This window comes from Microbacterium sp. ACRRU (genome assembly GCF_022346945.1).
GTDB lineage: Bacteria > Actinomycetota > Actinomycetes > Actinomycetales > Microbacteriaceae > Microbacterium > Microbacterium mcarthurae.
On sequence record NZ_JAKRNI010000024.1, the window covers coordinates 1 to 26,438 of the forward strand.

At 70.1% G+C, this 26,438-nt stretch carries 24 protein-coding genes; 11 read left to right on the top strand and 13 right to left on the bottom strand.

The genetic code is table 11. The features are described from left to right. Positions 1–234 precede the first annotated feature (234 nt). Positions 235–768, bottom strand: a complete 534-nt coding sequence (locus MHY30_RS11170; protein WP_239276996.1) for an RNA polymerase sigma factor — start codon at positions 766–768, stop codon at positions 235–237. A 106-nt stretch (positions 769–874) separates the two neighbouring features. On the opposite strand from MHY30_RS11170, the gene MHY30_RS11175 reads away from it, so the two are divergent. Then, positions 875–1,690 carry an NADH:ubiquinone oxidoreductase subunit 4 (chain M) gene (locus MHY30_RS11175; protein WP_239276997.1) on the top strand — a complete coding sequence of 272 codons (816 nt, stop codon included), beginning with the start codon at positions 875–877 and terminating at the stop codon, positions 1,688–1,690. A gap of 8 nt (positions 1,691–1,698) precedes the next feature. On the opposite strand, the gene MHY30_RS11180 is transcribed toward MHY30_RS11175, so the two are convergent. Further along, positions 1,699–2,892: a benzoate/H(+) symporter BenE family transporter gene (locus MHY30_RS11180; RefSeq protein WP_239276998.1), complete on the bottom strand. Its 1,194-nt coding sequence runs from the start codon at positions 2,890–2,892 to the stop codon at positions 1,699–1,701. Positions 2,893–2,961: 69 nt separating this feature from the next. Further along, positions 2,962–4,113 carry a flavodoxin-dependent (E)-4-hydroxy-3-methylbut-2-enyl-diphosphate synthase gene (gene ispG, locus MHY30_RS11185; RefSeq protein WP_239276999.1) on the bottom strand — a complete coding sequence of 384 codons (1,152 nt, stop codon included), beginning with the start codon at positions 4,111–4,113 and terminating at the stop codon, positions 2,962–2,964. 204 nt (positions 4,114–4,317) lie between these two features. On the opposite strand from ispG, the gene MHY30_RS11190 reads away from it, so the two are divergent. Further along, positions 4,318–6,303 (top strand): anthranilate synthase family protein, encoded by a 1,986-nt coding sequence (locus MHY30_RS11190; RefSeq protein WP_239277000.1) that lies wholly within the window; start codon positions 4,318–4,320, stop codon positions 6,301–6,303. Between the two features lie 81 nt (positions 6,304–6,384). On the opposite strand, the gene MHY30_RS11195 is transcribed toward MHY30_RS11190, so the two are convergent. Continuing rightward, positions 6,385–7,701, bottom strand: coding sequence for a site-2 protease family protein (locus MHY30_RS11195; RefSeq protein ID WP_239277001.1), 1,317 nt, complete (start codon positions 7,699–7,701; stop codon positions 6,385–6,387). A gap of 87 nt (positions 7,702–7,788) precedes the next feature. On the opposite strand from MHY30_RS11195, the gene MHY30_RS11200 reads away from it, so the two are divergent. Continuing rightward, positions 7,789–9,447 (top strand): Mur ligase family protein, encoded by a 1,659-nt coding sequence (locus MHY30_RS11200; protein WP_239277002.1) that lies wholly within the window; start codon positions 7,789–7,791, stop codon positions 9,445–9,447. Between the two features lie 280 nt (positions 9,448–9,727). On the opposite strand, the gene dxr is transcribed toward MHY30_RS11200, so the two are convergent. Continuing rightward, positions 9,728–10,810, bottom strand: coding sequence for a 1-deoxy-D-xylulose-5-phosphate reductoisomerase (gene dxr, locus MHY30_RS11205; RefSeq protein WP_239277003.1), 1,083 nt, complete (start codon positions 10,808–10,810; stop codon positions 9,728–9,730). Between the two features lie 9 nt (positions 10,811–10,819). Continuing rightward, on the bottom strand, positions 10,820–11,824 hold the full coding sequence (locus MHY30_RS11210) for an FKBP-type peptidyl-prolyl cis-trans isomerase (RefSeq protein WP_239277004.1): 1,005 nt from the start codon (positions 11,822–11,824) through the stop codon (positions 10,820–10,822). 120 nt (positions 11,825–11,944) lie between these two features. On the opposite strand from MHY30_RS11210, the gene MHY30_RS11215 reads away from it, so the two are divergent. The 4 genes from MHY30_RS11215 (at position 11,945) to dhaM (ending at position 15,080) form a co-directional block, all read left to right on the top strand. After that, positions 11,945–12,646, top strand: a complete 702-nt coding sequence (locus tag MHY30_RS11215; RefSeq protein WP_239277034.1) for a 1-acyl-sn-glycerol-3-phosphate acyltransferase — start codon at positions 11,945–11,947, stop codon at positions 12,644–12,646. Positions 12,647–12,733: 87 nt separating this feature from the next. Beyond that, entirely contained in the window at positions 12,734–13,729 is a 996-nt protein-coding gene (gene dhaK / locus MHY30_RS11220) for a dihydroxyacetone kinase subunit DhaK (RefSeq protein WP_239277005.1), read from the top strand. Further along, positions 13,726–14,361 (top strand): dihydroxyacetone kinase subunit DhaL, encoded by a 636-nt coding sequence (gene dhaL / locus MHY30_RS11225; RefSeq protein ID WP_239277006.1) that lies wholly within the window; start codon positions 13,726–13,728, stop codon positions 14,359–14,361. The genes dhaK and dhaL overlap by 4 nt, the downstream gene beginning before the upstream one ends. Continuing rightward, positions 14,358–15,080, top strand: coding sequence for a dihydroxyacetone kinase phosphoryl donor subunit DhaM (gene dhaM / locus MHY30_RS11230; RefSeq protein WP_239277007.1), 723 nt, complete (start codon positions 14,358–14,360; stop codon positions 15,078–15,080). The genes dhaL and dhaM overlap by 4 nt, the downstream gene beginning before the upstream one ends. A gap of 6 nt (positions 15,081–15,086) precedes the next feature. Here the strand turns inward: dhaM and MHY30_RS11235 are convergent, their stop codons facing one another. After that, positions 15,087–16,052, bottom strand: coding sequence for a sugar-binding transcriptional regulator (locus tag MHY30_RS11235; RefSeq protein ID WP_239277008.1), 966 nt, complete (start codon positions 16,050–16,052; stop codon positions 15,087–15,089). Positions 16,053–16,161: 109 nt separating this feature from the next. On the opposite strand from MHY30_RS11235, the gene MHY30_RS11240 reads away from it, so the two are divergent. The 3 genes from MHY30_RS11240 to glpK all read left to right on the top strand — a co-directional run bounded on the left by MHY30_RS11240 (position 16,162) and on the right by glpK (position 20,351). Next, positions 16,162–17,880, top strand: a complete 1,719-nt coding sequence (locus MHY30_RS11240; RefSeq protein ID WP_239277009.1) for a glycerol-3-phosphate dehydrogenase/oxidase — start codon at positions 16,162–16,164, stop codon at positions 17,878–17,880. 118 nt (positions 17,881–17,998) lie between these two features. Continuing rightward, the gene (locus MHY30_RS11245) at positions 17,999–18,757 is read left to right on the top strand and encodes an MIP/aquaporin family protein (protein ID WP_239277010.1); all 759 of its coding nucleotides are present in this window, start codon (positions 17,999–18,001) and stop codon (positions 18,755–18,757) included. 82 nt (positions 18,758–18,839) lie between these two features. After that, entirely contained in the window at positions 18,840–20,351 is a 1,512-nt protein-coding gene (glpK, locus tag MHY30_RS11250; RefSeq protein WP_239277011.1) for a glycerol kinase GlpK, read from the top strand. A gap of 80 nt (positions 20,352–20,431) precedes the next feature. Here glpK and MHY30_RS11255 read toward each other — a convergent pair whose 3' ends face one another. Beyond that, positions 20,432–20,902 carry an OsmC family protein gene (locus MHY30_RS11255; protein WP_239277012.1) on the bottom strand — a complete coding sequence of 157 codons (471 nt, stop codon included), beginning with the start codon at positions 20,900–20,902 and terminating at the stop codon, positions 20,432–20,434. 136 nt (positions 20,903–21,038) lie between these two features. Here MHY30_RS11255 and MHY30_RS11260 point away from each other — a divergent pair, with 136 nt between their 5' ends. Next, the gene (locus MHY30_RS11260) at positions 21,039–22,022 is read left to right on the top strand and encodes an asparaginase (protein WP_239277013.1); all 984 of its coding nucleotides are present in this window, start codon (positions 21,039–21,041) and stop codon (positions 22,020–22,022) included. Positions 22,023–22,049: 27 nt separating this feature from the next. Here the strand turns inward: MHY30_RS11260 and MHY30_RS11265 are convergent, their stop codons facing one another. The 5 genes from MHY30_RS11265 to MHY30_RS11285 all read right to left on the bottom strand — a co-directional run bounded on the left by MHY30_RS11265 (position 22,050) and on the right by MHY30_RS11285 (position 26,438). Further along, the gene (locus MHY30_RS11265; RefSeq protein ID WP_239277014.1) at positions 22,050–23,582 is read right to left on the bottom strand and encodes an APC family permease; all 1,533 of its coding nucleotides are present in this window, start codon (positions 23,580–23,582) and stop codon (positions 22,050–22,052) included. Between the two features lie 46 nt (positions 23,583–23,628). Further along, positions 23,629–24,402 (bottom strand): PP2C family serine/threonine-protein phosphatase, encoded by a 774-nt coding sequence (locus MHY30_RS11270; RefSeq protein ID WP_239277015.1) that lies wholly within the window; start codon positions 24,400–24,402, stop codon positions 23,629–23,631. A gap of 159 nt (positions 24,403–24,561) precedes the next feature. Continuing rightward, the gene (locus MHY30_RS11275; protein WP_239277016.1) at positions 24,562–25,257 is read right to left on the bottom strand and encodes a large exoprotein; all 696 of its coding nucleotides are present in this window, start codon (positions 25,255–25,257) and stop codon (positions 24,562–24,564) included. A gap of 96 nt (positions 25,258–25,353) precedes the next feature. Then, entirely contained in the window at positions 25,354–26,103 is a 750-nt protein-coding gene (locus tag MHY30_RS11280) for a YaaA family protein (protein ID WP_239277017.1), read from the bottom strand. 74 nt (positions 26,104–26,177) lie between these two features. Then, positions 26,178–26,438, bottom strand: coding sequence for a F0F1 ATP synthase subunit epsilon (locus MHY30_RS11285; protein ID WP_239277018.1), 261 nt, complete (start codon positions 26,436–26,438; stop codon positions 26,178–26,180).

Sequence of the window (26,438 nt, forward strand, 5' to 3'; positions counted from 1 at the left end):
GCGTCTGGGTCGACTCGGTCGTCGCCGTCGGGCTGGGGGTGGGCGTGGTCGCGATCTGCGGCGCCGAAAGCGTCGACGTCGCCACCACCCCGCCAGCGACCGCCGCAACCAGCGCCACCGCCACCGACCCCGCGATCCACGCATTCCGGTGAGCCCCCACCGGCCGAATGCCACGAGCACCACCCACGATCCGCGCACGCATCGCCGCCCGCTCATCGGGCGTCAGTTCGTCGTTCATGACCGTGCCCCTTCCAGAGTGATGTCGTTGCGCAGCTTCGCTTTGGCTCGCGCCAGACGCGACTTCACGGTGCCCGCAGGGATGCCGAGAACCTGAGCGACCTCGCGCTCGGCATAGCCCTCCAGAACCGCCAGCACCACAACGGCCTGCTCCCGTTCGGGCAGCCGCTTCAGCGCGGCGAGAACGCCGCTGTCATCGTGTCCCGACGGCGTCACCGCCATCTCCGCCACCGGCGCCCGATCCAGCAACGCCCGATACCGCCGCCCCGATCGCTCCAGATTCCGCGCACAATGCGCCACCGTGTTCACCAACCAGGGCAACGGCGACCCCTCCACCAACCGCACCGACGCCCGCTTGCGCCACAGCTCGAAGAACGCCACCGTCACGGCATCCTTCGCATCCTCTCGATGCGACAACAACCGCGACGCGTGACGGAACAACCGCCCCTCATACCGATCGAACAGCGCGGCGAGCGCGAGCTCATCCCCCTGGCGCACCCGAACCCACAGCTCGGCGTCGTCATCTTCCACACCCAGTAGTGTCCGCGTCCCGCGGATCGGTTCCCGCCGACATGGCTGATTCGGTAACGAAACCGCAACACCAGCACCGCCCCACCGCACCCCCTAGGGTGAGCACGTGCGCAGCCGCTGGATCGCCCTCCTCACCGTTTCCGCCGTCGTCCTGGTGGGCGTTCTCGTCTGGGTCGGTATCGGCGCCGTGGCCGGCACCAGCGGGTTGTTCGGAACCGGCACACGGCAGCCCTCGGTGGGGTCCACGGGCGACTTCACCCCGACCGAGACGTACGCGGTGCTGCCCGATGGCACGCTCGACCCCGAGCCCGAGGGGCGCGCACGCGAGGTGTGGGACGAGTTCGTGCGCGTCGCGACCCCGGACTTCGTGGCATCCGACATCACGGGATACCGCACGGGCGACGACCCCGACAGCGACACCCTGGCCTACGTCACGAGCGACGAGAACGACCCGACGAAGTGGGTGTTCGCCGCCAACCTCGCCTACGCCGACGACGCCGACCTCCTCCTGTCGACGCTCGTCCACGAGTACGCACACCTGCTGAGCCTGGGACTCGACGACGTGGACCCCGCGGCCGAGGTGTGCGACACCGAGTGGAGCGGAGCGGGATGCCTGCTCCCCGACTCCGACCTGCAGCGGTTCGCCGAGCGGTTCTGGGCGGCGTACGACGACGCTCCCGCCCGCGACAACGTCGACGCCGACATCGCGTGGGAGTTCTACCAGGCTCACGAGAGCGACTTCGTCAGCGACTACGCCGCGACCAACGCGTCCGAGGACTTCGCCGAGACGTTCGCGACCTACGTGCTCGAGCCCGACGGTTCCCGCGACTCGGTCATCGGCGAGAAGTACGCCTTCTTCGATGCCCTGCCCGAGTACGCCGACGCACGTCAGCGCATCCGCGCCGAGTTCGGTCTGGACTGACCCGGGGCTCAGGCCGCGGGGCGCCGCCCCAGGTGCAGGACGGTGCGCACGACGAGCCCTGCCGCCAGCGCCCAGAACGCCGCACTGACGCCGGCGATGGCGATCCCGGATGCCGCGACGAGGAACGTCACCACGGCGGGGAGGCGCTCACCCGGGTCGTCGATCGCCTGCTGCACCGCCGAACCGAACGCGGCGAACAGCGCCACGCCTGCCACCGCGGGGATGACACCGGGCGGGGCCAGCAGCACGATCGCCGCGAAGGCGGCGGACAGCCCACCCAGCACGAGGTACATGCCGCCGGCCGACACGCCGGCCACCCAGCGCCGGCGGGGATCGGGGTGCGCGTCCGGGCCCGCGGCGATCGCGGCGCTGATCGCGCCGAGGTTCACCGCGTGCCCGCCGGCGGTCGCGGCCAGTGCCGACCCCAGCCCCGTGACGAGCATCGCCGGACGCCACGGGATCGTGTACCCGAGGCTTCGCATGACCGCGACGCCCGGCACGTTCTGCGAGGCCATCGTCACCACGAACAACGGCAGGGCGATCCCGACGACCGACCCGACGGTGAGCGTCGGGGCCGTGAACTCCAGTCGCGGCAGCAGGGTTGCGGCATCCGCGTCGACCCCGGTGCGGGTGAGCTCGATCGCGACAACGACGATGGCGGCCAGGAACGCGAGCGGCACCGCCCACCGCGGAACGAGCCGGGATGCCACGAGCCACACGATCAGCACGGGCGCCACGCCCCACGGGTCGTCGACGAGCCCCACGAAGGGGGCGACGCACAGGGGCAGCAGGACTCCCGCGAGCATGGCCTGGGCGATCGACGGCGGGATGCGGGCGATGAGCGCCCCCAGCGGAGGGAACAGCGCCGTGCACAGGATGAGCCCCGCCGAGACGAGGAAGCCGCCCACGACCGCCGGCCACCCTCCCTCGACCGCGCCCGTGGCGGCCAGGAGCGCGACACCGGGGGTCGACCACGCGATCGTGATGGGAATGCGATAGCGCCACGCCAGGATGATGCATCCGACCCCCACCACGAGGGTGATCGCCAGCAGTCCGCTCGCAGCCTGCGCGGGGGTGGCCCCCACGCTGCGAAGACCCGTCAGCACGACGGCGAACGTGCTGGTGAAGCCGACGAGCGCCGTCACCATCCCCGCAACGAGAGGGCGAACGAGCGACACGGGGGCAGCGGCGGTCTCAGGCATGAGACTCCCGACGCTAGCGGATCGGGCTCAGCTCCCCGGGCGGCCACCGCCGCACGCGTGGACTGGTCGTCAGGCCGTGATGACCTGGGCCGTGCCGGGGGCGGCGTCGGGGCCCATCTCGTCGGCGATGCGGTTGGCCTCTTCGATGAGCGTCTGGACGATCTCCGCCTCGGGCACCGTCTTGATGACCTGGCCCTTGACGAAGATCTGCCCCTTGCCGTTGCCCGATGCGACACCGAGGTCGGCCTCGCGCGCTTCGCCCGGACCGTTCACGACGCACCCCATGACCGCGACGCGCAGCGGCACCGTCATGTCTTTGAGGCCCTCGGTGACGTTGTCGGCGAGCGTGTAGACGTCGACCTGGGCGCGACCGCACGACGGGCACGAGACGATCTCGAGCTTGCGCTCCCGAAGGTTGAGCGACTGCAGGATCTGGTGACCGACCTTCACCTCTTCGGCCGGCGGCGCCGACAGCGAGACGCGGATCGTGTCGCCGATGCCCTCGGACAGCAGGATGCCGAAGGCCGTCGCGCTCTTGATCGTGCCCTGGAACGCGGGGCCGGCCTCGGTGACGCCGAGGTGCAGCGGCCAGTCGCCCCGCTCGGCGAGCAGGCGGTAGGCCTTCACCATGACGATGGGGTCGTTGTGCTTGACCGAGATCTTGAAGTCGTGGAAGTCGTGCTCCTCGAACAGCGACGCCTCCCACACCGCGCTCTCCACGAGAGCTTCGGGCGTGGCCTTGCCGTACTTCTCGAGCAGGCGACGGTCGAGCGACCCGGCGTTGACGCCGATGCGGAGGGAGACGCCCGCGTCCTTGGCGGCCTTGGCGATCGCACCGACCTGATCGTCGAACTTGCGGATGTTGCCCGGGTTCACGCGCACCGCGCCGCACCCGGCGTCGATGGCCTGGAAGACGTACTTGGGCTGGAAGTGGATGTCGGCGATGACCGGGATCTGGCTCTTCTTGGCGATGATGTGCAGCACATCGGCGTCGTCCTGCGACGGCACCGCGACGCGCACGATCTCGCAGCCGGATGCCGTGAGCTCGGCGATCTGCTGGAGGGTCGCGTTGATGTTGGTGGTCGGCGTCGTCGTCATCGACTGCACGCTGACGGGGGCGTCTCCCCCCACGAGGACCTTGCCGACCTTGATCTGGCGGGTCTTGCGACGGGGAGCGAGGACCTCCGGCACGCGGGGCATCCCGATGTTCACTGCAGGCACGCCCACAGCCTACGCCGCCGGACCCGCACGGGGGCTGAAGGGCGCTCTGTGATAGGTTCGGCGCCATGCGCGCGTATTCCAGCTGGTGGCTCACCGTCTAGGCGGTGAGCACGCGTGCGACAGACCGCCCTCCCTCGGGATTCGGGCGGTCTTCGTGTTTCCGGCGGCCGCTTTGGACCCTCGATCACAGACGGAAGTACTTCGATGACCGGGCCCGACCCCTCCTCCTTGATCCACGAGCTGCTGACCGGCGACGCGCCGTTCGCCCTCATCGCGCGCGACGCGTCGAGCGTCGAGGTGCTCACCGGCACCGTCGTCGACGTCGACCTCCTCGCGGACATCCCTCTGATCGACGGTGACGGCCGGCCACGCGAGGTGCTCGCGCTGGTGCCGTTCCGGCAGGTGCGCGAGCGCGGGTTCGTCTGCCACGACGACGGCGCGCCGCTGCGCTGCCTCGTCGTGGAGCAGCGGATACCTCTCCCCCGCGCCGAGGTGGTGGCATCCCTTCCTCCGGCCCCCGTCGCCCTCGCGGACGCCGGGTTCGACATCGACGACGAGGCGTATGCCGACATCGTGCGTCGCGTCATCGCGGACGAGATCGGTCGAGGCGAGGGAGCGAACTTCGTCATCCGCCGCGACTTCGTCGCCGGCGTCGACGCCGAGCCGCGCGTCGCGGCGCTGACGTGGTTCCGCGCACTGCTGGAGCATGAGAAGGGGGCGTACTGGACGTTCGCCGTGGTCACGCCCGGTCACGTCGCGGTGGGCGCGAGCCCCGAGGCGCACGTCAGCGCGCACGACGGCGTCGTCACGATGAACCCCATCTCGGGCACCTTCCGCCACCCGCAGGGGGGCGCCACGGCCGACACCCTCGCGGAGTTCCTGCGCTCGACCAAAGAGACCGAGGAGCTCTTCATGGTCGTCGACGAGGAGCTGAAGATGATGAGCGCCGTCTGCAGCGACGGCGGCCGCATTACCGGCCCCCACCTGAAAGAGATGTCGCGGCTGACGCACACCGAGTACATGCTGCGCGGGCGCAGCACTCTGGACCCGCGCGACATCCTGCGCGAGACGATGTTCGCACCGACGGTCACGGGTTCGCCCATGCAGAACGCGTGCACCGTCATCGCGCGGCACGAGACGACGCCGCGCGGCTACTACTCCGGCGTCGCGGCCCTGTTCACCCCCAACGGCGCCACCGAGGGTCCGACGCACGACCTGGACGCGCCGATCCTCATCCGCACCGCCTACCTCGTGGACGGGCGGCTGCGGGTGCCGGTCGGAGCGACTCTCGTGCGCCACTCCGACCCCTACGGCGAGGTCGGCGAGACGCACGGCAAGGCTGCCGGAGTGCTCGGCGCGATCGGCGCCATCCCCCGCGACTCCGCGCCCGCCGCCGCACCCGAGGCCGACCCCGACGCCCCCGTCGCTCCGCGCCGGCCGCTCGCCGAGGATCCCGCGATCGCCGAGTTGCTGGCATCCCGCAACGAACGCCTCGCGCCGTTCTGGATGAACCCGCAGGATCCCGACGGCTCCGGCCCCTTCGCCGGGCGCACGGCGCTCGTCGTGGATGCCGAGGACCGCTTCACCACGATGCTCGCGCACCAGCTGCGTCACCTGGGTCTGGACACCCGGATCGTGCACTGGTCCGAGGCGACCGACGCCGAGGTGGATGCCGCGGATCTCGTCGTCGCGGGCCCGGGTCCGGGCGACCCGCGCGATGACGCGAGCGAGCGCATCGCCGCGATGCGCCACGTCGTCTCGCGCCGCCTGTTCCGCCGCGCTCCCCTGCTGGCGGTGTGCCTGAGCCATCAGATCCTGGCCGATCAGCTGGGCATCGACCTGGTGCCCCTCGCGCAACCGCACCAGGGTCTGCAGAAGAGCGTGGACGTGTTCGGCGAACCCGCCGCGATCGGGTTCTACAACACGTTCACGGCGTGCGTGGCCCCCGGCACGACGCAGCGCGGGATCACGATCGGGCCCGTCACGGCCCTCTCGGAGCCCGCCGACGCGGTGTCGCCCGTACCGACGGCTGGCCTGGACATCGCGGTGGAGGTCTCGGCGGACGCCGGGACCGGCGACGTGTACGCCCTGCGCGGACCCGCCGTGGCGAGTGTGCAGGGCCACCTCGAGTCCATCCTGTCGCGCGACGGCATGCGCACCCTCGAGCGTCTGATCGCCGCCGCCCTCTGACGCGCGCACATCTCCTGCAGATCCACGTCGGGCAGCGGTTCGCCGTCGCGTACCGTGCACGCCGCAGGAGTTGTGCGGCCTCTAGAGCAGCTGGATCGGGTTGAAGATGTCGGCGAGGAAGAGGATGCCGCCCATGCCGATGAGCAGCACGACGACGACGAAGGTCACCGGCACCAGCTTGGTGGCATCCACCGGGCGGGCGACCTTCCCACGCATGCGGGCGAACCAGCGCTTCAGCCCGTCCCACAGCGCAACCACCACGTGCCCGCCGTCGAGCGGGAGGAGGGGGATGAGGTTGAAGACGAACAGGGCGATGTTCAGGGCCGCGAGCAGCCCGATGATCGCCTGCACGCGGGAGAGAATCGGCGCATCCACCGCCGCGAACTCGCCCGCGAGGCGCCCGGCTCCGACGACGCTCAGGGGGCCGTTGGGGTCGCGCGGCTGACCGGTGAACAGATCGACCGCGGTGTCGTAGATGCGCACGGGCAGCTGAACCATGATCTGCGCGACCTGACCGACTTGCTGCACGGTGGCCTCGGGCCCTGCCCAGATCGGCTGGGGCACCAACGCCGATTGCGGGCTCAGGCCGGCGAATCCGACCGTCCGATACAGCGGTGCGCCCGCGGCATCCACCTCGGGCTGGCCATCCGCCCCCACCACGGGCCGCTCCGTGGAGACGGGGGTGATCGTGAGCGTCTGCTCGACGCCATCGCGTTCGACGACGACCGGGAGCGCCTGCCCCGGCGAGCGCTGGATGATCGCCGCCGCCTCGTCGAAGGTCGACACGGCGGTCCCGCCGATGGACAGGATCACATCGCCGGGACGGATGCCGGCTGCCGCCGCCGGTGCGACGGGGTCGCTCGCCTGGCAGTCGGCGCGTTCCGCATCCGCGGGGATCACGCACTGCGAGACGGAGGACACCGTGGTGGTCCCCTGCGCGACGCCGATGGCGCTCACCGCGACCGCCGACAGCACGAACGCCAGGATCAGGTTCATCACGGGGCCGCCGAGCATGATGACGATGCGCTTCCACACCGGCAGCCGGTAGAACACGCGCTCGTCGCCGGCGATCATCGTCTCGGCGTTGGCGTCGCGCGCGTCCTGGATCATCGTGGCGAATAGGCGCGACCGGCGGGTCGGCGGGGCGTCGGTCTCCGGCGCCGGCGGATACATGCCGGACATCGAGATGAACCCGCCCAGGGGCAGAGCCTTGACGCCGTACTCGGTCTCGCCGATACGGCGCGACCACAGCGTCGGTCCGAAGCCGATCATGTACTGCCCGACTCTCACGCCGAACAGCTTCGCGGGCAGCAGATGCCCGATCTCGTGCAGGGCGATCGAGACGGCCAAGCCGATCACGAGCACGAGCACGCCGATGAGGAAGGCGATCGCGGTCACCCGCCGACGATACCGCCGCTGCCCTTGGAACCTCCCGTGCGGTGCCGATGCGAGGGCTGAGCGGGGTCGGATGAGACAATGGGAGGGATGCCGATCGACACGCCTTCCCACCTCCCGCCCGTCCTCCGGCCGGAGCACCCGCCCCGCCGCGACCTGTCGGAGCTGGCCCGCCGTTTCGGCGAGCGCACCGTCGGCGATGTCGAGGGCACCGTGCTCACCGGCATCACCCTCGCGACCGCCGACCTGCGCGCCGGCGAGGCGTTCGTCGCCATTCGCGGCGTCCACCGGCACGGTGCGGAGTTCGCCGTGACGGCCGCCGAACGCGGTGCCGTCGCCGTGGTGACCGATGAGGACGGCGCCGCGATCGCCGCGTCGGCCGGTCTCCCCATCGTCGTCGTCGCCGACCCCCGGGCGCTCCTGGGGGATCTGTCCGCGTGGGTCTACGGCACGGGCCCGGGGGACGACCTCCCCCAGTTGCTCGCCACCACCGGAACCAATGGCAAGACGAGTGTGTCGCACCTGCTCGAGGGCATCCTGGAGCAGCTGGGCGTCGTCACGGGGCTCTCCTCGACCGCCGAACGCCACATCGCGGGCGAGGTCATCGTGTCGCGGCTCACCACCCCCGAGGCATCCGAGTTCCACGCCCTTCTCGCCCTCATGCGCGAGCGCGGCGTCGAGGCCGTGGCCGTGGAGGTGAGCGCCCAGGCACTCACACGTCACCGGGTCGACGGCCTGCTGTTCGACGTGGCGGGGTTCACCAATCTCACGCACGACCATCTCGACGACTACGCGGACATGCGCGAGTACTTCGAGGCCAAGCTGCCCCTGTTCCGTTCGGATCGCTCTCGCCGTGGCGTGGTGTGCCTGGACTCCCCCGCGGGTGCCGAGATCGCCGCGCGGGCCGACATCCCCGTCGTCACCATCGTGACCCCGGCGATCGCCGACGACCCCACGGCGGAGGCCGACTGGACGGTCGACATCGTCGACGAGCGTCAGGAGGGCACGGAGTTCACGCTCCGCGACCGCGGCGGCCGGTCCCTCACCACGGTGGTCCCCGTGATCGGGCGCCACATGGCCGCGAACGCGGGTCTCGCGATCGTCATGCTGCTCGAGGCGGGGCACGCGTGGGAGACGCTCGTCGCCGCGCTCGACGGCGGGCGCATCACGGCATCCCTGCCCGGCCGCACCCAGCTCGTGTCCGGCCCCGAGGGTCCCGCGGTGTACGTGGACTTCGGCCACTCCCCCGACGCGTTCGAGAAGACGCTCGCGGCGGTGCGTCGCGTGACGCCGGGCAAGGTCGTCATGCTCTTCGGCGCCGACGGCGACCGCGACGCGACCAAGCGCCACGACATGGGGCGCACGGCGGTCGAAGGCAGCGATGTGCTCATCGTCACCGACCATCACCCCCGCCACGAAGACCCGGATGCCATCCGCGCGGTGCTCGTCGAGGGCGCCCGCCGCGCCCGGCCCGACGCCGAGATCCTCGAGTTCACCCCGCCGGAGCGCGCGATCCTCGAGGCCGTGAAGCTGGTCGGCGAGGGCGATGCGATCCTGTGGGCGGGGCCCGGTCACCAGGACTACCGCGACATCCGCGGCATCCGCACGCCGTACTCCGCGCGTGAGTTGTCGCGTCGTGCGCTTCGGGCCGCCGGCTGGTCCGTCCCCGACGCGCAGTGGCCCGTGCCCTACCCCGACGACCGCACTCCGTCGTCCGATCCCGAGCGACCGGTCGACTTCCCGGCCTGACACGGCGGTGCGACGTCGCGACGGCGGTCGCGCATAACTCCTGCGCCGCCGACCGCATGCACGCGCGCTGGGCCGTGGCATCCCCCTCTGCCGGAGTCGTGCACAGCCCGTTGCGCGCGCGCAGCCCGGGGACGCGCGCAGAAGTCCTGCAGGAGAGGCGCTGCGCGCGTTCGGGGACCCCGGTCCGCGGGGTGCGCAGGACTTGTGCGCGCGGCCGGTGCAGCGGCGCGGACGAACGGACCCTCCGGACGTGCGCGCGCCGCCGGTGCGGCGGCTCCCGTCAGAGCGCGGCGATCACGTCGTCGGCGGTGCGGCGCGCCCAGGCCTCGGCTTCCGCGAGCGACTCGCGCGTGAGCGCCGCGGGTGCGTCATGACGTTCCACGACACGCTCGATGACATCCAGGATGCCGAGGAAGCTCAGGCGTCCCTCGTGGAACGCGTCGACGGCCTGCTCGTTCGCGGCGTTGAACACCGCGGGATACGTCCCGCCGGCGCGGCCGACGCGCTTGGCCAGAGCGACGGATCCGAACGCCTCCTCGTCGAGCGGCTCGAACGTCCACTGGGTCGCTGTCGTCCAGTCCAGCGGCACGCCCACACCCGCGACGCGGTGCGGCCAGTCGAGCCCGAGCGAGATCGGCAACCGCATGTCGGGAGGCGACGCCTGCGCGATCGTCGAGCCGTCGACGAACTCGACCATCGAGTGCACGATCGACTGCGGGTGCACGACGACATCAATGCGCTCATAGGGCACGTCGAACAGCAGGTGCGCCTCGATGACCTCGAGCCCCTTGTTCACCAGGGTGGCGGAGTTCGTGGTGACCACGCGTCCCATGTCCCACGTCGGGTGGGCGAGGGCCTGCGCGGGGGTCACGTTCAGAAGCTGCGCGCGCGAACGTCCGCGGAAAGGACCCCCGGATGCCGTGAGGACGAGCCGCTGCACCTCGTCGGGCTCGCCCGACCGCAACGCTTGAGCGATGGCCGAGTGCTCGGAATCGACCGGGACGATCTGCCCGGGGGCCGCCAGACGAGTGACGAGGTCGCCCCCGACGATGAGCGACTCCTTGTTGGCGAGGGCCAACGTTCGCCCTTCTTCGAGCGCCGCGAGCGTGGGCCCGAGACCCACCGATCCGGTGATGCCGTTGAGCACGACGTCGGCGGGCACGTCCCGGACGAGCTGCTCCGCTTCGACCGCGCCCAGCGCGACCGCGTCGACGCCGAACTCCTCCGCCTGCGCCGCGACGCCCGCGCGATCGCTTCCGGCAGCCAGGCCCACGACCTCGAACCGGTCAGGGTTGGCCCGGATGACGTCGAGGGCCTGGGTGCCGATCGAACCGGTGGAGCCGAGGATGACGACGCGACGCATCCGCTCAGCCTACTGAGCGGGCGCCGCCGCGTGCTGAACGCCGAGGATGTCGACGACGAAGACGAGCGGGGCATTTGCCGGGATGTCGCCCTGACCCGCCTCGCCGTATCCGTCGGAGGCCGGCATCACGACGACGACCTGCGAGCCGACGGTCTGACCCTCGAGGGCCTTGCGGAATCCGGGAACCACACCGGTGGTGGCGAACTCTGCCGGAGTGCCGCGTTCCCAGCTCGAGTCGAAGACCGTTCCGTCGTCGTAGAGCGCGCCGGTGTACTGCACGATCACCTGGTCGCCCGGGTTGACGACGTCGCCGTCGCCCTTGCGCAGGTTCTCGACCCGCGTCTCAGAGGGAGCGGGGGCGTCGGGCATGGTGATGGTGGGCGCGCCGTCGTCGCCGAAGGTGACGGTCGGCATCCCCTCCGCGGGCTCGACCTCGGCGCCGTCGGCACGGGTGGGGAGCTCCTCGAGCGCGTCCGCGACGAGGATGAACGCCGGCGACCCCTCGCCGAGCGCTCCGGCGGGGAAGGCCGACACGGTGCGCGACCCGATGGTGGCGCACTCGAGCGCGGCGCCGAAGATCTGCTGCGACGAGATCAGGGTGTCCATGCCGTCGGGGGCAGTGGTCTGCGTCTCGAGCTGCACCTCGCCCGTGGCGGCGTCGACGAGCGTGAAGTTGGCCCGCAGGACGTCACCTGAGCGGACCTGCTCGCCCGACCCCTCGACGAGAGTGGTGCGCTCGAGGCCGGCGGGTGCATACCCGTCGGGCAGGGTCACCTCGACCTTTCCGCGGAAGTCGCCCGACACCTGCACGTCGTCCGAGACCGCCCCCTGCGACAACGCACTCTGACACTGACCGGCGTCCGCCGAGCCACTGGCATCCGGGGTCGGGCTCTCGTCCGACGAGCCGCTGCACCCGGCCAGGAGCAGGACCGCGGCGGCGGCGACGGACAGGGAAGCGATCGGGCGGATGCGCACGGCAGACCTCTCGAAGACGACGGGGAACCGGTCCATCATCCCCCATCGGCCTTTGCCGCCGCTGAGAGCCCCATGCGCGGCGGCGCATGCGGTGCACAGTAGCCTCGACGGGTGAGTTCCGACGATCCGGGCGGCACCCCCGCCGTCCCCCCGAAGCAGATGGGCGCGGCCTACGGCCTCGGGCGCTTCTTCATCGCCCCGCTCGCGCGCGCCGTGTACCGCCCCCGTGTCGAGGGACGCGACAACGTCCCGCGCACGGGGCCGGTCATCTTCGCCAGCAACCACCTCTCCTTCATCGACTCCGTCGCCATCCCGGTCGCCTCCCCCCGCCCGGTGCACTTCCTGGCCAAGTCGGCCTACTTCGAGAAGTGGGCGTCGCGGCAGTTCTTCACCGCGATCGGAGCCATTCCCGTCGAGCGCGGCGCCGGTCAGGCCGCCCTCGACGCACTCGACCAGCAGCGCGCGCTGCTCGAGGACGGGCGGGCCGTGGCGCTGTACCCGGAGGGGACGCGTTCGCTCGACGGGCGTCTCTACAAGGGCCGCACGGGTGTCGCCTTCCTCGCCCTCCAGACCGGAGCGCCCGTCGTTCCGGTGGGGCTGATCGGTACCGACAAGGTAATGCCGGTGGGCGCGAAGATCCCCACGACGAAGGAGCGCATCACGGTGCGTTTCGGGGCCCCGCTCGACCTGTCCCCGCACGGCGCCGCCACCTCGGGACGCGCTCGGCGCGGAGCCACGGACGAGATCATGGCCGCCATTCACGCGCTCAGTGAGCAGGAGCTCGCTCACGCCTACAACGAGGTCCCCGCGCAGAATCCCCTCGAACGCATCAAGCAGGTCCTTCCGCACGAACGCATGTGACCAAGTGCCCTTGACGTGGAGCCTCGCGGCGAGCAGGGTCTGAAGAAGCGGGCCCGAACCCGCCGCAGCCACGACGAGGAGGCACCCGTGAAGAAATTCGTGAACGACCCGGCTGACGTGCTGGCAGAGGCTCTGCGCGGCATCCACGCGGCTCATCCCGATCTGCGCGTCGACATGGACAATCGCGTCATCGCGCGCGCCGAGCCGACGCCGGCGGGCAAGGTCGCGCTCGTCTCCGGCGGCGGCTCCGGCCACGAGCCGATGCACGGCGGATTCGTCGGGCGCGGAATGCTCGACGCGGCAGCTGCCGGCGAGGTGTTCACCTCCCCCACCCCCGACCAGGTGCTCGCGGCGACCCAGGCCGTGGACTCCGGCGCCGGCGTCCTGCACATCGTGAAGAACTACACCGGCGACGTGCTCAACTTCGAGATGGCCGCCGAGCTGGCCGCAGCCGAGGGCGTGCGGGTGGAGTCGGTGGTCGTCGCCGACGATGTCGCGGTGCAGGACTCCACCTGGACGGCCGGCCGCCGCGGCACGGGCACGACCGTGATCCTCGAGAAGATCGTCGGCGCCCTGGCCGAGGAGGGTGCCGACCTGGATGCCGTCGCCGCACTGGCCCGACGAGTGTCCGCCGCAGGACGGTCGATGGGCGTCGCCCTGACCAGCTGCACGGTTCCCGCCGTCGGCCACCCCACGTTCGAGCTTCCGGAAGACGAGATGGAGGTCGGGGTCGGCATCCACGGTGAGCCCGGCCGCACGCGCGTGAAGCTCGCCACCGCGCACGAGGTGGCCGGGCTCCTGGTCGACCCGATCGTGCACGATTTCGGCGAGCCGGTCGGCGACGCGATCGTGCTGCTCTCGGGCCTCGGCGGGACGCCTCTCATCGAGCAATACCTCTTGTACGGCGAGATCGCCCCTCGACTGGCAGAGGCGGGCGTCGACGTGAAGAGGGTTCTGATCGGCGACTACATCACGAGCCTCGACATGGCGGGGGCGTCGCTGACCGTCGTGAAGGCGGACGACGAGATGCTGCGTCTGTGGGACGCGCCCGTGGTCACGCCCGGCCTGCGGTGGGGCGCATGAGCGACACGGTCTCGACCGCCGACCTCATTGCCTGGATCCGGACGTTCCGGGATGCCGTGCAGGAACACCGTGACGAGCTGACCGCGCTCGACTCCGCGATCGGCGACGCCGACCACGGCTCGAACATGGCGCGGGGCCTCGACGCGGTCGTCGCCAAGCTCGACCCGCCGCCCTCGTCCGCCCCCGATCTGTTCAAGGTCGTGGGGATGACCCTGGTCTCGTCGGTGGGAGGTGCCAGCGGCCCGCTCTACGGGACGTTCTTCCTCCGCATGGGGCCGGTCCTCACCGGTGAGATGGATGCCGCCGCCCTCGGCGCGGCGCTGCGGGCCGGCGCCGAGGGGGTCGTCGCCCGCGGGCGCGCGGAACCCGGCGACAAGACGATGATCGACGCGCAGATGCCTGCCCTGAGCGCGTGGGACGACGCGGTGACCGCGGGGAAGGGCGTCGCTGAGGCGGCGGCAGCGGCCGCCACAGCCGCCGCCGCAGGGCGCGACGACACCGAGCCGCTCGTCGCGCGGAAAGGTCGGGCGAGCTACCTCGGCGAGCGGAGTGCGGGCCACATCGATCCGGGGGCGGCCTCCTCGGCGTTGCTCTTCCGTGCCCTCAGCGACGCTCTGGCGGCGCGCGGGTGATCGGCATCGTCGCGGTCTCGCACAGCCGTCCGCTCGCCGTGGCCGCAGTCGATCTGGCCCTGCAGATGGGTGGTGACGCTCCCCCGACCGTGCGCATCGCCGCGGGCGGCCCCGACGGCGACCTGGGGACGGATGCCACCGCCATCGCCGAGGCCCTCGCCGAGGCGGACTCGGGTGACGGCGTCCTCGTGCTGATGGACCTGGGGTCGGCCCTGCTCAGCGCCGAGATGGCGCGGGAGTTCACCGCCGATCCCGATCGCGTCGTCCTGAGTCCGGCACCCTTCGTGGAGGGTCTGGTGAGCGCGGTCGTGACCGCCGCGGGCGGCGCGACGCTGGCCGACACCGCCGCCGAGGTCGCTCGCGCCGCGGATGCCAAGCGGGCTCAGCTCGGGGCGACGGAACCGGACGCGCCCACGGCGGTGGCCGCAGAACCCGCGAGCGGGCAACTGTCGTTCGAGACCACCGTCATCAATCCGTCGGGCCTCCACGCGCGCCCGGCGGCGACGTTCGTGAAGGCCGCGTCGCGCTACGACGCCGACGTGCAGATCACGGATCTGGACGGTGGAGCGCAGCCGGTCTCGGCCCGGAGCCTCCTCGCCCTGATGTCCCTCGGCGTCCGCCAGGGTGCCCGCGTGCGCGTGACGGCCACCGGGCCGCAGGCGCGGGACGCTCTCGCCGAACTCCGGAGTCTGATCGACGACGGCTTCGGCGAGGTCTGAGGCTGCTCAGCGCGTGACGCTGAGCAGCCTTCGGGCGAGGGCCTCCTCGACGACGAGCTCGGTGATGAGCCTCGCGGCGAGTGCGCCGCGCAGGGCGTCGAGCTTGGAGAGGCTGGACACGACGCAGAACCGTCGCGGGATGCGTCGCACGGTGTCGAGGTCGGGCCCGCTGGAGCGGGCGTTGAGTTCGGGGATGTCGCACGACCCGTCCACGCGGTAGAACACCGTCGCGCAGTCGCCCACAATGCCCTCGCGCTCGATGATCGAGCGGTCGCGCTCGTCGAAGTAGTCGCCGCTGTAGACGTGCGAGGGGACCTCAGCATGGGGAGAGCCGAGACCGAAGACGAACAGCCCCACGCGCTGCTGGATCTCGAGCACCGAACGAACCGAGCGTTCGCGCCACATCGCCTGCTTCGTGCGCGGGTCGTCGAACAGCGCCGGAACCGGGAACTGGTGCACCGACGACGACCAGGCGGCCCCGAACCGCGAGAGGATCTCGCCGGCGTACGGGATGCCGGAGGTGCGGAGGTTGGCGGCCCCGTTCATCTGCACGATGTGGGTGTCGTGGACGTCCTTCGACGGCACGTGCCGGCCGATCGCCGACAGCGTCGATCCCCAGGCGATGCCGACCGTCATGGAGGACTCGATCCGTTCGGCGAGGATGCGCGCGGCGGTCAGCGCGGTGCGCTCCAGGCGCTCAGCCTCGGAGGTGCGCGCGGGCGTGGGCACGACGTGCGCCGTGATGCCGAATCGATCGGCGATGCGCTGGGCCATCTGGCCGCGCGCATCGTCGGGCGGACTGATCGAGATCGTCACGAGGCCCACGTCGCGCGCGTGCTGCAGTAGCCGGGACACCGACGACCGCGAGACGCGCATCTCGTGGGCGATGGCATCCATCGTCAGGTCCTGCATGTAGTACAACTGGGCGGCGCGCAGGGCGTCGCGCGAGCGCTCCTCGGTCTGCGTCGTCATGGTCGGCCCTTTCGTGCAGAGCCCATTCTGCACGTTTGTTCAAGGGGCTTGCAACAACGTGCAGATGGGCGCATCCTTTCTCGTACCCCAACGAAAGGTCGCAGTCGACATGTCGTCCCCCTCACCTTCGCTTCGCGCCGACGTCCAGGCGCTCCGTGACGCCGAGGACCTCGACGTCCTCATCATCGGAGGGGGCATCAACGGCATCGCCACCCTCCGCGATCTCGCCCTGCAAGGCGTGAAAGTCGCCCTCGTCGAACGCGGCGACTTCGTCTCCGGCGCCTCGTCCGCCTCCAGCCACATGGTCCACGGCGGCATCCGGTACCTCGAGAACGGCGAGTTCCGGCTCGTGAAGGAAGCCGTGACCGAGCGCAACGATCTGCTGAAGACCGCGCCGCACTACGTCAAGCCGCTCGAGACCACGATCCCGATCTACAAGACGTTCTCCGGCATCCTGTCGGCTCCGTTCCGCCTGCTCGTCACGCACGGACGCGGCAAGCCCAACGAGCGCGGCGCGCTGCTGATCAAGGTCGGCCTCATCATGTACGACACCTTCTCGCGCGACGGCGGGACCGTCCCCCGGCACAAGTTCCTGGGCAAGAAGAAGTCGCTCGCCGAGCTGCCCCGGCTGAACCCCGACCTCGCCTACACCGCCACGTACTTCGACGCCTCCATGCACGACCCCGAGCGCATCGCGCTCGACGTCCTGCACGACGGCATCGTCGCCGGTGGCGGGCGCACGCAGGCGGTCAACTACGTCTCCGCGGTCGGCGCCGACGAGAACGGCGTGCGGGTGCGCGACGAGGTCTCGGGCGAGGAGTTCTCCGTCAAGGCGAAGGTCATCCTGAACACCTCGGGGCCGTGGACCGACCTCACCAACGGCGCGATGGGGCTTCCGACGCAGTTCATGGGCGGGACCAAGGGTTCGCACATCGTGCTCGACAACCCCGAGCTGCTGGCCGCGACGGGCGGTCGCGAGATCTTCTTCGAGCACTCCGACGGTCGCATCGTCCTCATCTACCCGCTGAAGGACCGCGTCCTCGTCGGTACCACCGACATCGACGCCGACCCGTCGACGCCCGTGGTGTGCACCGACGATGAGATCGAGTACTTCTTCGACCTCATCGGCCACGTCTTCCCCACCGTCAGCGTGGATCGCACGCAGATCGTCTACACCTTCTCCGGCATCCGCCCCCTGCCGCGCCACGACGACACCGCGCCCGGATTCGTCTCGCGCGACTACCGCATCGTCGAGGACGAGATCGCCGGCACCCCGTCGATGAGCCTCGTGGGTGGCAAGTGGACCACCTTCCGCGCCCTCGCCGAGCACCTCAGCATGAAGACGCTGCAGAAGCTGCGTCGACCGCACCGGGTGAGCACGCAGGGCCTCCCGATCGGTGGCGGCAAGGGCTTCCCGGCGAGCCAGGAAGAGCGTCGGCGCTGGATCGCCGCTCGCACGAATGCGCACTCGGCAGCCCTCGTGGATGCCATGCTCGAGCGCTACGGCACGCGCGCGGATGCGATCCTCGACGTCCTGCCGGCGGAGCCGACGGCGCTGGCGAACGTCCCCGGCTACTACCGCGAAGAGCTGGTGTGGATCGCCGAGAACGAGCAGGTCGTCCACCTGATCGACGTCCTCCTGCGCCGCACCCACCTCGCGTTCGTGGGCGGCATGACCGAGCGCACGCTGCGGGAGGTCGCGGAGACGATCGCCGGTCCGCTCGGATGGGACGCCGCGCGTGTCGACGAGGAGATCGCGCGCGCGACCGAGGCGCTGCGCACCGCGCACCGGGTCGATCTCGAGGAAGCCGGCGTCGCCACAATTTGAGAGAACGTGCGGGCGCGCCTTCTGTTGCGCGCCCGCACGGCGGTCATAGGTTCGAGACACCGAGCCGCACACGTCCGCGCCGATGGGGGCCGGGCAAAACAGAAAGGTCGATGACGACATGCAAGAAGTGAATCTGGGGCTGTACTTCCTTTCGGAGGTCGTCGGCACCGCCATGCTGATCCTGCTGGGTTGTGGCGTGGTCGCCAATGTGGCGCTGGCCAAGACCAAGGGCAATGCCGGTGGATTCCTGATGGTGAACTGGGGTTGGGGCCTCGCGGTCTTCGCCGGTGTCATCGTCTCCGCCTACTCCGGCGCACAGCTGAACCCCGCCGTGTCGATCGGACTCCTGGTCCACGGCGACATCACCATCGCGCAGTTCTTCGTGGCCGTTGCCGCCCAGCTCGTGGGTGCCATCATCGGTGCGGTGCTGGCGTGGGCGTCCTACAAGCAGCACTTCGACGACGAGCCGGACCCGGCCGCCAAGCTTGGCGTGTTCTCGACCGGCCCCGCGATCCGCTCCTACGGCTTCAACTTCGTCACCGAGGTCATCGCGACGTTCGTCCTGGTGTTCGTGATCTTCGGATTCCGTGACTACGGCGTCGCCGACATCGGCGTGCCCGGCGGCCTCGGTGGCCTGTCGGCCGTCCCGGTGGCGCTGCTGGTGGTCGGTATCGGCGCCTCGCTGGGTGGCCCCACCGGCTACGCCATCAACCCTGCCCGTGACCTCGGACCCCGCATCGCGCACGCCCTGCTGCCCATCAAGGGCAAGGGTTCCAGCGACTGGGGCTACTCGTGGGTGCCCGTCGCCGGCCCCCTCGTCGGAGGCGCGCTCGCCGGCCTCCTGGCCCCCGTCCTCCTCGGCTTCGTCGCCGCATGATCCCCGCGGGGGTGTCGTCAACGACACCCCCGCGCCTCTTCCTCACCCATTCCCCTTCCTCTACTGACAAAGGAGTCCATTCATGGCCGACTACGTCCTTGCCATCGACCAGGGCACGACCTCGACCCGCGCGATGATCTTCAACAAGTCCGGCGGTGTCGTCTCCGTCGGACAGAAAGAGCACGAGCAGATCTTCCCCAAGGCCGGGTGGGTCGAGCACGACCCGCTGGAGATCTGGCACAACACCCAGGAAGTGATCGGCCTCGCCCTGAGCCGTGCCGACATCACCCGCCACGACATCGCCGCCGTCGGCATCACCAACCAGCGCGAGACGGCGGTGGTGTGGGACAAGAACACCGGAAAGCCCGTCTACAACGCCATCGTGTGGCAGGACACCCGCACGCAGTCGATCGTCGACCGTCTCGCCGACGGTGACGTCGAGCGCTACAAGAGCGTCGTGGGCCTGCCGCTGGCGACCTACTTCTCGGGCACGAAGATCGTGTGGATCCTCGAGAACGTCGACGGCGCGCGCGAGAAGGCGGAGGCGGGCGACCTCCTCTTCGGCACGACCGACAGCTGGGTGCTGTGGAACCTCACCGGCGGCATCGACGGCGGTGTCCACGCCACCGACGTCACCAACGCCAGCCGGACCCTCTTCATGGACCTCGAGACGCTCGAGTGGCGCGACGACATCCTCGCCGACTTCGGCGTGCCGCGGTCGATGATGCCCGAGATCCGCTCGTCCTCCGAGGTGTACGGAACGGTCGAGTCCTCGTCGTTGCTGCGCGAGACGCCCGTGGCCGGCATCCTCGGCGACCAGCAGGCCGCGACCTTCGGTCAGGCCGCCTTCGATCCGGGCGAGAGCAAGAACACCTACGGCACCGGTAACTTCCTCATCTTCCAGACGGGTGAGGAGATCGTCCACTCCAAGAACGGTCTGCTGACGACCCTCGGCTACAAGCTCGGCGACCAGCCCGCACGGTACGCGCTGGAAGGCTCGATCGCCGTCACCGGTTCGCTCATCCAGTGGCTGCGCGACCAGCTCGGCATCATCTCGTCGGCGCCCGAGGTCGAAGCTCTGGCCAGCTCGGTCGACGACAACGGCGGCGTGTACTTCGTGCCGGCGTTCTCGGGCCTGTTCGCCCCGTACTGGCGTCCCGACGCCCGCGGCGCGATCGTGGGCATGACCCGTTACGTCAACAAGGGCCACATCGCGCGCGCCGCTCTGGAGGCCACGGCCTTCCAGACGCGGGAGGTGCTCGACGCGGTCAACGCCGACTCCGGTGTCGACCTCACCGAGCTCAAGGTCGACGGCGGTATGACCGCCAACGACGCGCTCATGCAGTTCCAGGCCGACATCCTCGGCGTGCCCGTCGTGCGTCCGGTGGTCGCCGAGACCACCGCGCTCGGTGCCGCGTACGCGGCTGGCCTCGCCGTCGGGTTCTGGGACAACCTCGACGACCTCCGCGCCAACTGGCAGGAGGACAAGCGCTGGGAGCCCGACATGGACTCCGGCGAGCGCGACCGCGAGCTGCGCCTGTGGAAGAAGGCCGTCACGAAGTCGATGGACTGGGTCGACGAGGACGTGCGCTGAACCCTCCCCCGCAGGAGCGGAACCCCGTCGGCTTCGTGCCGGCGGGGTTCCGTCGTTTCGGGGTAGTGGCGTCGAATCGCTCAGGCGGCGGTCACGACGGGCTCGTGCCGGACCGGGAAGTTCACCGAGTTCGCGATGAAGCACCACTCGCGCGCCTGCCGGTGCGCGGCCACGGCGGCGTCGATCATCGACGAATCGGCCACCACGACCTGCGGGCGCAGCAGGACGTCGGAGAACGCTCCCCCGCCCTTGCCGTCCTCGACGAGCGTTCCGCTGGCGTCATCCCGATACGACACCACGACCACCCCCGTCTTCACGCACGCGTACAGATACGACAACAGGTGGCATTCGCTCAGCGCCCCCAGCAGGAGTTCCTCCGGGTTCCATTTCGACCCGTCGCCGCGGAAGGGCGTGTCGGCGGATGCCTCGACGAGCGGCTTGCCATCGACCTCGAGCGAGACCGAGCGGTCATAGTCGCGGTATCCGCTCGTCCCGGTCCCCCGGTCGCCGGTCCACGTCGCGCGCAGACGGTACTGGTGCTCTCCGTTCATGGTTCCATCCTGCTCCCTCCCGCGCGCACGTCGCGTGAGTCGCCAGGATTTGTCGCCTCGCGAGGCCGAGAAGCGACAAACCTTGGCGACTCGCGCCCGCACCTGACGGGACGGACCCGGCGGATACGATGGACGGATGCCTGCAACGTCCCCGGATGCCGTCGAACTCGCTGTCGTCGAACGCAGCGGATTCATCGAGTCGCGCCATCACGGCGTCGCCGTGGTGCTGTCCCCGGATGGCTCGGAGCACCTCTCGCTCGGCGACCCGGGGGCACCGTTCCTCCCCCGCTCGAGCATGAAGCCGCTTCAGGCGCTCGCGTGTCTGTCGGCGGGTGCAGACCTGAGCGGAGAACGCCTCGCGCTGGCGATGGCGAGCCACTGCGGCACCGACCGCCATGCGGAGGTCGCCCGTGGCATCCTGCAGTCGGCGGGTCTGACCGAAGACGATCTGGGCTGCCCCGCCGCCTGGCCGAGCGACACGCAGACGCGCGACGAGCTCGTCCGCGACCACGGCGTTCCTTCCCCGCTGCGGATGAACTGCTCGGGCAAGCATGCCGCGATGCTTCTCACCTGCGTGACGAACGGCTGGTCCACCGCGGACTACCTCGACCTGCAGCACCCGCTGCAGGTGCACATCCGCGAGGTCATCGAACGGCTCGTCGGCGAACGGGTCACCACGACGGCCATCGACGGGTGCGGGGCTCCCGTCTACGCCATGAGCCTCACCGGGCTCGCCCGTGCCATCCAACGGATCGCGACGTCGTCGGAGCGGTCGCCGTTCGCTCTGCACCGCAGTGCGGGTGCCCTCGTGCGTGCCGTCCGGGAGCACCCGTGGACCATCGACGGTCCGGGCCGTCCCGACACGATCGTCATCGAGCGCCTCGGGGTGTTCGCGAAGATGGGCGCCGAGGGTGTGCAGGTCATGACCGCGCCCGACGGCACCACCGTGGCGCTGAAGATGCTCGACGGCTCCAACCGCGCGGGCCACGCCGTCGCTCTGCGTCTGCTCGAGCGCGCGGGCTCCCTCGACGCGGCCGCCGTTGCGGACGTGCTTCCCGCGCTGGGGCTGACCGTGCTCGGCGGCGGTCAGCAGGTGGGTGTCATCCGCGCCGCGGTGTGAACGCACCCGACCGCTGACCGCCGCGGATCAGATGCCGCCGTCGACCGACCGGGGGTAGGTGATGGGCTCGTCGGGCACCAGCACCTCGGTGTCGCGGTTCAGGCTCTCGCCGCGGAAGAACGGCTTCGACGTCGGCACGAGGTACCAGACGATCATCAGGACGACACCGAGGGCCAGCGCCCCGATACCGACCACGAAGGTTCCGCCGATGCCGAAGAGCACCGTGTAGCCGTACTCCGGGTCGTACATGTCGATCGCCGACTGGACGAAGGCGTAGGTCAGCATGAGCGCGCCCAGGAGCGGCAGGATGCCGCGGTACACCAGGTTCCTGCCCGACGTGAAGAGGTCACGTCGGTAGTACCAGACGCACGCGTAGCCGGTGATGGCGTAGTAGAAGGCGATGGCCAGCCCGAGCGACAGGATCGAGTCCTGCAGGATGTTGTCGCTGATCAGCGTCATCCCCACGTAGTACACGCTCGCGACGATGCCCATGACGAGCGTGGAGAACGAGGGCGTCTGGAACCGCGGGTGCACCGTGCTGAAGCGTCGTGGCAGCGCCTTGTACGCCGCCATGGCGAGCGTTCCGCGGGCCGTCGGCAGGATCGTCGTCTGGGTGGACGAGACCGCCGAGATGAGGACGGCGACGATGAGGATCCAGCCGAACGGGCCGAAGAGCCCGTCCTTCAGCGCGAGGAAGACGTCGTCGGCGTTATCGACGTTGCCCAGCCCCACTCCGTCCTCGCCGACGCCCGCGTACATCATCGCGGCGACCGTGACCGAGACGTAGGTGCCCAGCAGAATGACCGTCGTCAGCAGCGCCGCGCGGCCCGGAATGCGCTTGGGGTCCTTCGTCTCTTCGTTGAGGGCGAGGCAGGTGTCCCAACCCCAGTAGATGAACAGAGCCAGCAGCACGGCTTCGGTGAATCCGCTCCAGTCGGTGAAGCCGAGCGGGTTGAACCAGGCGAGATCGAACGGGGTCGGGTTCGGCGCCGTGCCGTCGAAGAACTTCCAGAGCGCCACCACGACGAACAGCACCAGAACCAGGTACTGGACGGCGAGCAGGATGTTCTGGAGTCGCTCGCCGATCTCGACGCCGCGGTAGCTGACATAGGTCATCGCGGCGATGAACGCGACACCGGTCGCGGTGACGAGCGGGACGTTCTCGGCCAGCGAGCCGTCGCCGATGAGGGTCCACAGGTAGATGCCGGCGATCTGCGCGAGGTTGGCCAGGACGACCATTCCGGCCACGGCGACGCCCCACCCGCCCATCCAACCGACCCACGGGCCGAATGCCTTGGTCCCCCACGTGAACGTCGTCCCACAGTCGGGGACCTCGTTGTTCAGCTCGCGGTACGCGAAGGCGATAAAGAGCATCGGGATGAACGCGAGGATGAAGGCGATGGGCGCCGAGGCGCCGACGGCGAGGACGACGAAGCCCAGGGTGGCCACGAGCGAGTACACCGGGGCCGTCGAGGCGAGACCGATGACGGTCGAGCCCCAGAGTCCCAGAGTTCCCGCGGCCAGGCCCTTGCCGGCCGTCCGTTCGGGTGCGGAGGTCATCTGCTGAACGTAGAAGTCCGGGCACCCCCGGGTCAAGCACCGAGGATCAGGCGGCGTGGCGCGAGACGTCGAGCACGACGATCGTGATGTTGTCGCGGCCGCCGTTCTCGAGGGCCGCGGCCATCATGGCCTCGACCGCTCGCGCGGGATCCGGGTTCGCCTCGAGGAAGTGGCGGATGCCGAAATCGGTGAGCTCCTTCGTCAACCCGTCGGAGCAGATGACGAAACGATCGCCGTCCAGCACCTCGAGGCGCAGGTAGTCCGGCTTGACGCTGTCGCTGGGGCCGACGGCGCGCGTGATGACGTTGCCGTACGGGTGGTTCTCGGCCTCTTCCGGGCTCAATCGCCCCGCGGCGATGAGTTCCTGGACGACGGAGTGATCGGTGGTGATCTGGACGATGTCGTCGTCGCGCAGCAGATAGACCCGCGAATCCCCGATGTTGAGGGTCACCCAGTGGGGCTCGTCTCCGCTGGCCTCCAGGTACAGGCCGGTGAGAGTGGTGCCGGTTCCCTCGTCCGTGGTCTCGGGATGGGAGACGATGTCTTTCACGGCCCGAGCGAGCGCCTTCTCGATGTTCTTCGGCGACACCGCGCCGCTTTCGACCACGGCGCGGAGGCGATCGACGGTGCTCGCGCTGGCGATCTCGCCACCGAGATGACCGCCCATGCCATCGGCGACGACGAAGAGCGGGTACTCGGCCAACAGCGCATCCTGGTTGACCTCGCGCCGCTTGCCGGTGTCGGTCGTCGCCGCCCAGGAGAGGTCGAGAGCGCCCCCCGCGACGGGAACGGTACGCGTGTGCGTGGTCACCTCGGGCACTAACTGATCCTCCGGTTGGCCGACATCCTCGCCGGCGGGACCGCGCGGCCCTGCCATCCTAGTCGACCGGCGGCCCCGCGCTCGGGACGCCGAGCGCGCGGCGTCGTCGACCGAGAGCGCGACGAACTCCCCGGTGCGCGGGGAGCTCGTCGCGGATGGTCAGACCTGCGGACCCGCAGGCGGCGGAGTGGGTCCTGCCGGGGGTGCCGGCGGGGGCGGCGTGGCTCCCCCGGCCGGAGGCGCCTGCGGCGGGGCGTAGGGCTGCGCCGGCGGAGCATAACCGCCGGAAGCAGAGCCATACCCGCCGGTGGGCGGAGCCTGCACCTGCTGACCGGGCTGCACCGGGACACCGTTCCACACCGTCTTGTCCGCGAGGAAAGTGTTCGCCCAGGGAGCGGGAGGAATGTTCGGGTTCCACGGGGAAGAGCCGAACGCGAGGATGCCGAGCCAGATGAAGTAGCCGACGCCGGGAATCAGCCAGAGCAGGAGGTAGGGCCATTCCTTGCCGAACTTCAACCCGAGGCGGTACCCGAACATCACGGCGGCCGCGACTCCGACGAGCCCGATCAGCCATCCGATCACCGGGACGTTCACCAGCACGCTCGAGATCACCAGGGCACCGAGGTACACCCAGGGCGAAAGGTCGCCGAGCTTGGCCGCGATGAGCACGTTGTAGACGGGAACCCATGCCCGCCACTTCCCCTGCACGCCCGCCTTCTCGAACACCTTCATCAGCAGGAACGCCCCGATGACGTAACCGGCGGCGGCGATGAGAAGCAGGACGGGAAGGAGGACGAGGAAGAACGCGAACGCGGCAAACCCACTGCCATCGTCGTAGTAGTACGTGTCACCCATGGGAATTCCTTTCGCTGCCCGTGAGCCAGGGGTCAGCACCCTGCGCGCCTCACATGCTAGCGACCCTGAGTGTTCGCTGAAAGACCGCGGGGGCGATTAGACGACCATCGCGATCTCGCCGTCGCCGATGTCGTGGAGTCGGACCCCGCGGTCGCCCGCCCAGCGGTACAGGTCGTCGAGTGACCGCACATCGGCGGCCGTCTCGGCGAGAGCGCGGACGAACTCCCCCTTGGCCTTCTTGTTGAAATGGTTGAGCGCACGATGGGTGCCGTCCGGACCCTCGGTGACGACGCGCACATAGACGCCTCGCACCTCATCGGGGACGGGCCCGAGGGCCGCGTACGCCTCGGAACGAAGATCGACCACGAACGGCGTGCGGGTCAGGCGGATGGCGGACGTCACGGCATCCGCCCACACCTTTCGGAGCGACGGAATCCCCGGCAGCGACGTCGACGCCGCCAGCCGATACGTCGGGATGGGGTCGAGCGCACCGACGGGGCCGAAGGGCGCCGAGTGGATGAGGACGTGAGACCCTACCCACGCGCGCGAGGCCGCATCGAGCGTGCCCGCGTCGAGGGCGTCGAAGAGCACCCCGGTGTACCGGTCGACGGCGGGAAGCGTCGGCGCCGACCGCAGTGCGGCGTTGTCAGCGACCTCGTGACGACGCCGCTCGCTGAGCTTCAAGACACGGAGGGATGCCTCTTCGTCGGCGCTCAGCGCGACGAGCGCGTCGGCGACAACGGTCCGAGGTTCTCGCAGCGACGGCAGGGCGAGGGCGTCGAGATCCAGCGGCGGGCCGTCGCCGGCGGGGCGCTTGGTCTCGGAAGGGGGAAGGAGAACGAGCATCTGACCTCAGGGGAACGAACGAACGACGCGCGCCGTCCGGAGAACCGGACGACGCGCGTCGTGGAGAAGGGGTGTCAGGAGACCAGGGAAGCGTGGCCGGCGACGATCGTCAGCTCGTCATCCGCCATCGACAGGAAGCCGTCCTGCGCGTTGGCGAGGATCCTGTTCCCGTCGACACCCGTGATGCGCACCTCGCCCTGAGCGAGGATCGCGAGCACGGGTTCGTGTCCCTGCATGAAGCCGATCTCGCCTTCGACCGTCTTGGCGACGACGAGCGACGCCTCCCCGGTCCAGACCTCGGCGTCAGCCGAGACGAGGTTCACGCGCAGCGGCAT

Bases quoted from the DNA above. Each gene is read 5' to 3' on its own strand.
- MHY30_RS11180 (WP_239276998.1), bottom strand. From the start codon at position 2,892: ATGCCTGAGACCGCCGCTGCCCCCGTGTCGCTCGTTCGCCCTCTCGTT.
- MHY30_RS11190 (WP_239277000.1), top strand. From the start codon at position 4,318: ATGACCGGGCCCGACCCCTCCTCCTTGATCCACGAGCTGCTGACCGGC.
- MHY30_RS11200 (WP_239277002.1), top strand. From the start codon at position 7,789: ATGCCGATCGACACGCCTTCCCACCTCCCGCCCGTCCTCCGGCCGGAG.
- dxr (WP_239277003.1), bottom strand. From the start codon at position 10,810: ATGCGTCGCGTCGTCATCCTCGGCTCCACCGGTTCGATCGGCACCCAG.
- MHY30_RS11210 (WP_239277004.1), bottom strand. From the start codon at position 11,824: ATGATGGACCGGTTCCCCGTCGTCTTCGAGAGGTCTGCCGTGCGCATC.
- MHY30_RS11215 (WP_239277034.1), top strand. From the start codon at position 11,945: ATGGGCGCGGCCTACGGCCTCGGGCGCTTCTTCATCGCCCCGCTCGCG.
- dhaL (WP_239277006.1), top strand. From the start codon at position 13,726: ATGAGCGACACGGTCTCGACCGCCGACCTCATTGCCTGGATCCGGACG.
- MHY30_RS11235 (WP_239277008.1), bottom strand. From the start codon at position 16,052: ATGACGACGCAGACCGAGGAGCGCTCGCGCGACGCCCTGCGCGCCGCC.
- MHY30_RS11240 (WP_239277009.1), top strand. From the start codon at position 16,162: ATGTCGTCCCCCTCACCTTCGCTTCGCGCCGACGTCCAGGCGCTCCGT.
- MHY30_RS11245 (WP_239277010.1), top strand. From the start codon at position 17,999: ATGCAAGAAGTGAATCTGGGGCTGTACTTCCTTTCGGAGGTCGTCGGC.
- glpK (WP_239277011.1), top strand. From the start codon at position 18,840: ATGGCCGACTACGTCCTTGCCATCGACCAGGGCACGACCTCGACCCGC.
- MHY30_RS11255 (WP_239277012.1), bottom strand. From the start codon at position 20,902: ATGAACGGAGAGCACCAGTACCGTCTGCGCGCGACGTGGACCGGCGAC.
- MHY30_RS11260 (WP_239277013.1), top strand. From the start codon at position 21,039: ATGCCTGCAACGTCCCCGGATGCCGTCGAACTCGCTGTCGTCGAACGC.
- MHY30_RS11265 (WP_239277014.1), bottom strand. From the start codon at position 23,582: ATGACCTCCGCACCCGAACGGACGGCCGGCAAGGGCCTGGCCGCGGGA.
- MHY30_RS11275 (WP_239277016.1), bottom strand. From the start codon at position 25,257: ATGGGTGACACGTACTACTACGACGATGGCAGTGGGTTTGCCGCGTTC.
- MHY30_RS11280 (WP_239277017.1), bottom strand. From the start codon at position 26,103: ATGCTCGTTCTCCTTCCCCCTTCCGAGACCAAGCGCCCCGCCGGCGAC.
- MHY30_RS11285 (WP_239277018.1), bottom strand. From the start codon at position 26,438: ATGCCGCTGCGCGTGAACCTCGTCTCGGCTGACGCCGAGGTCTGGACC.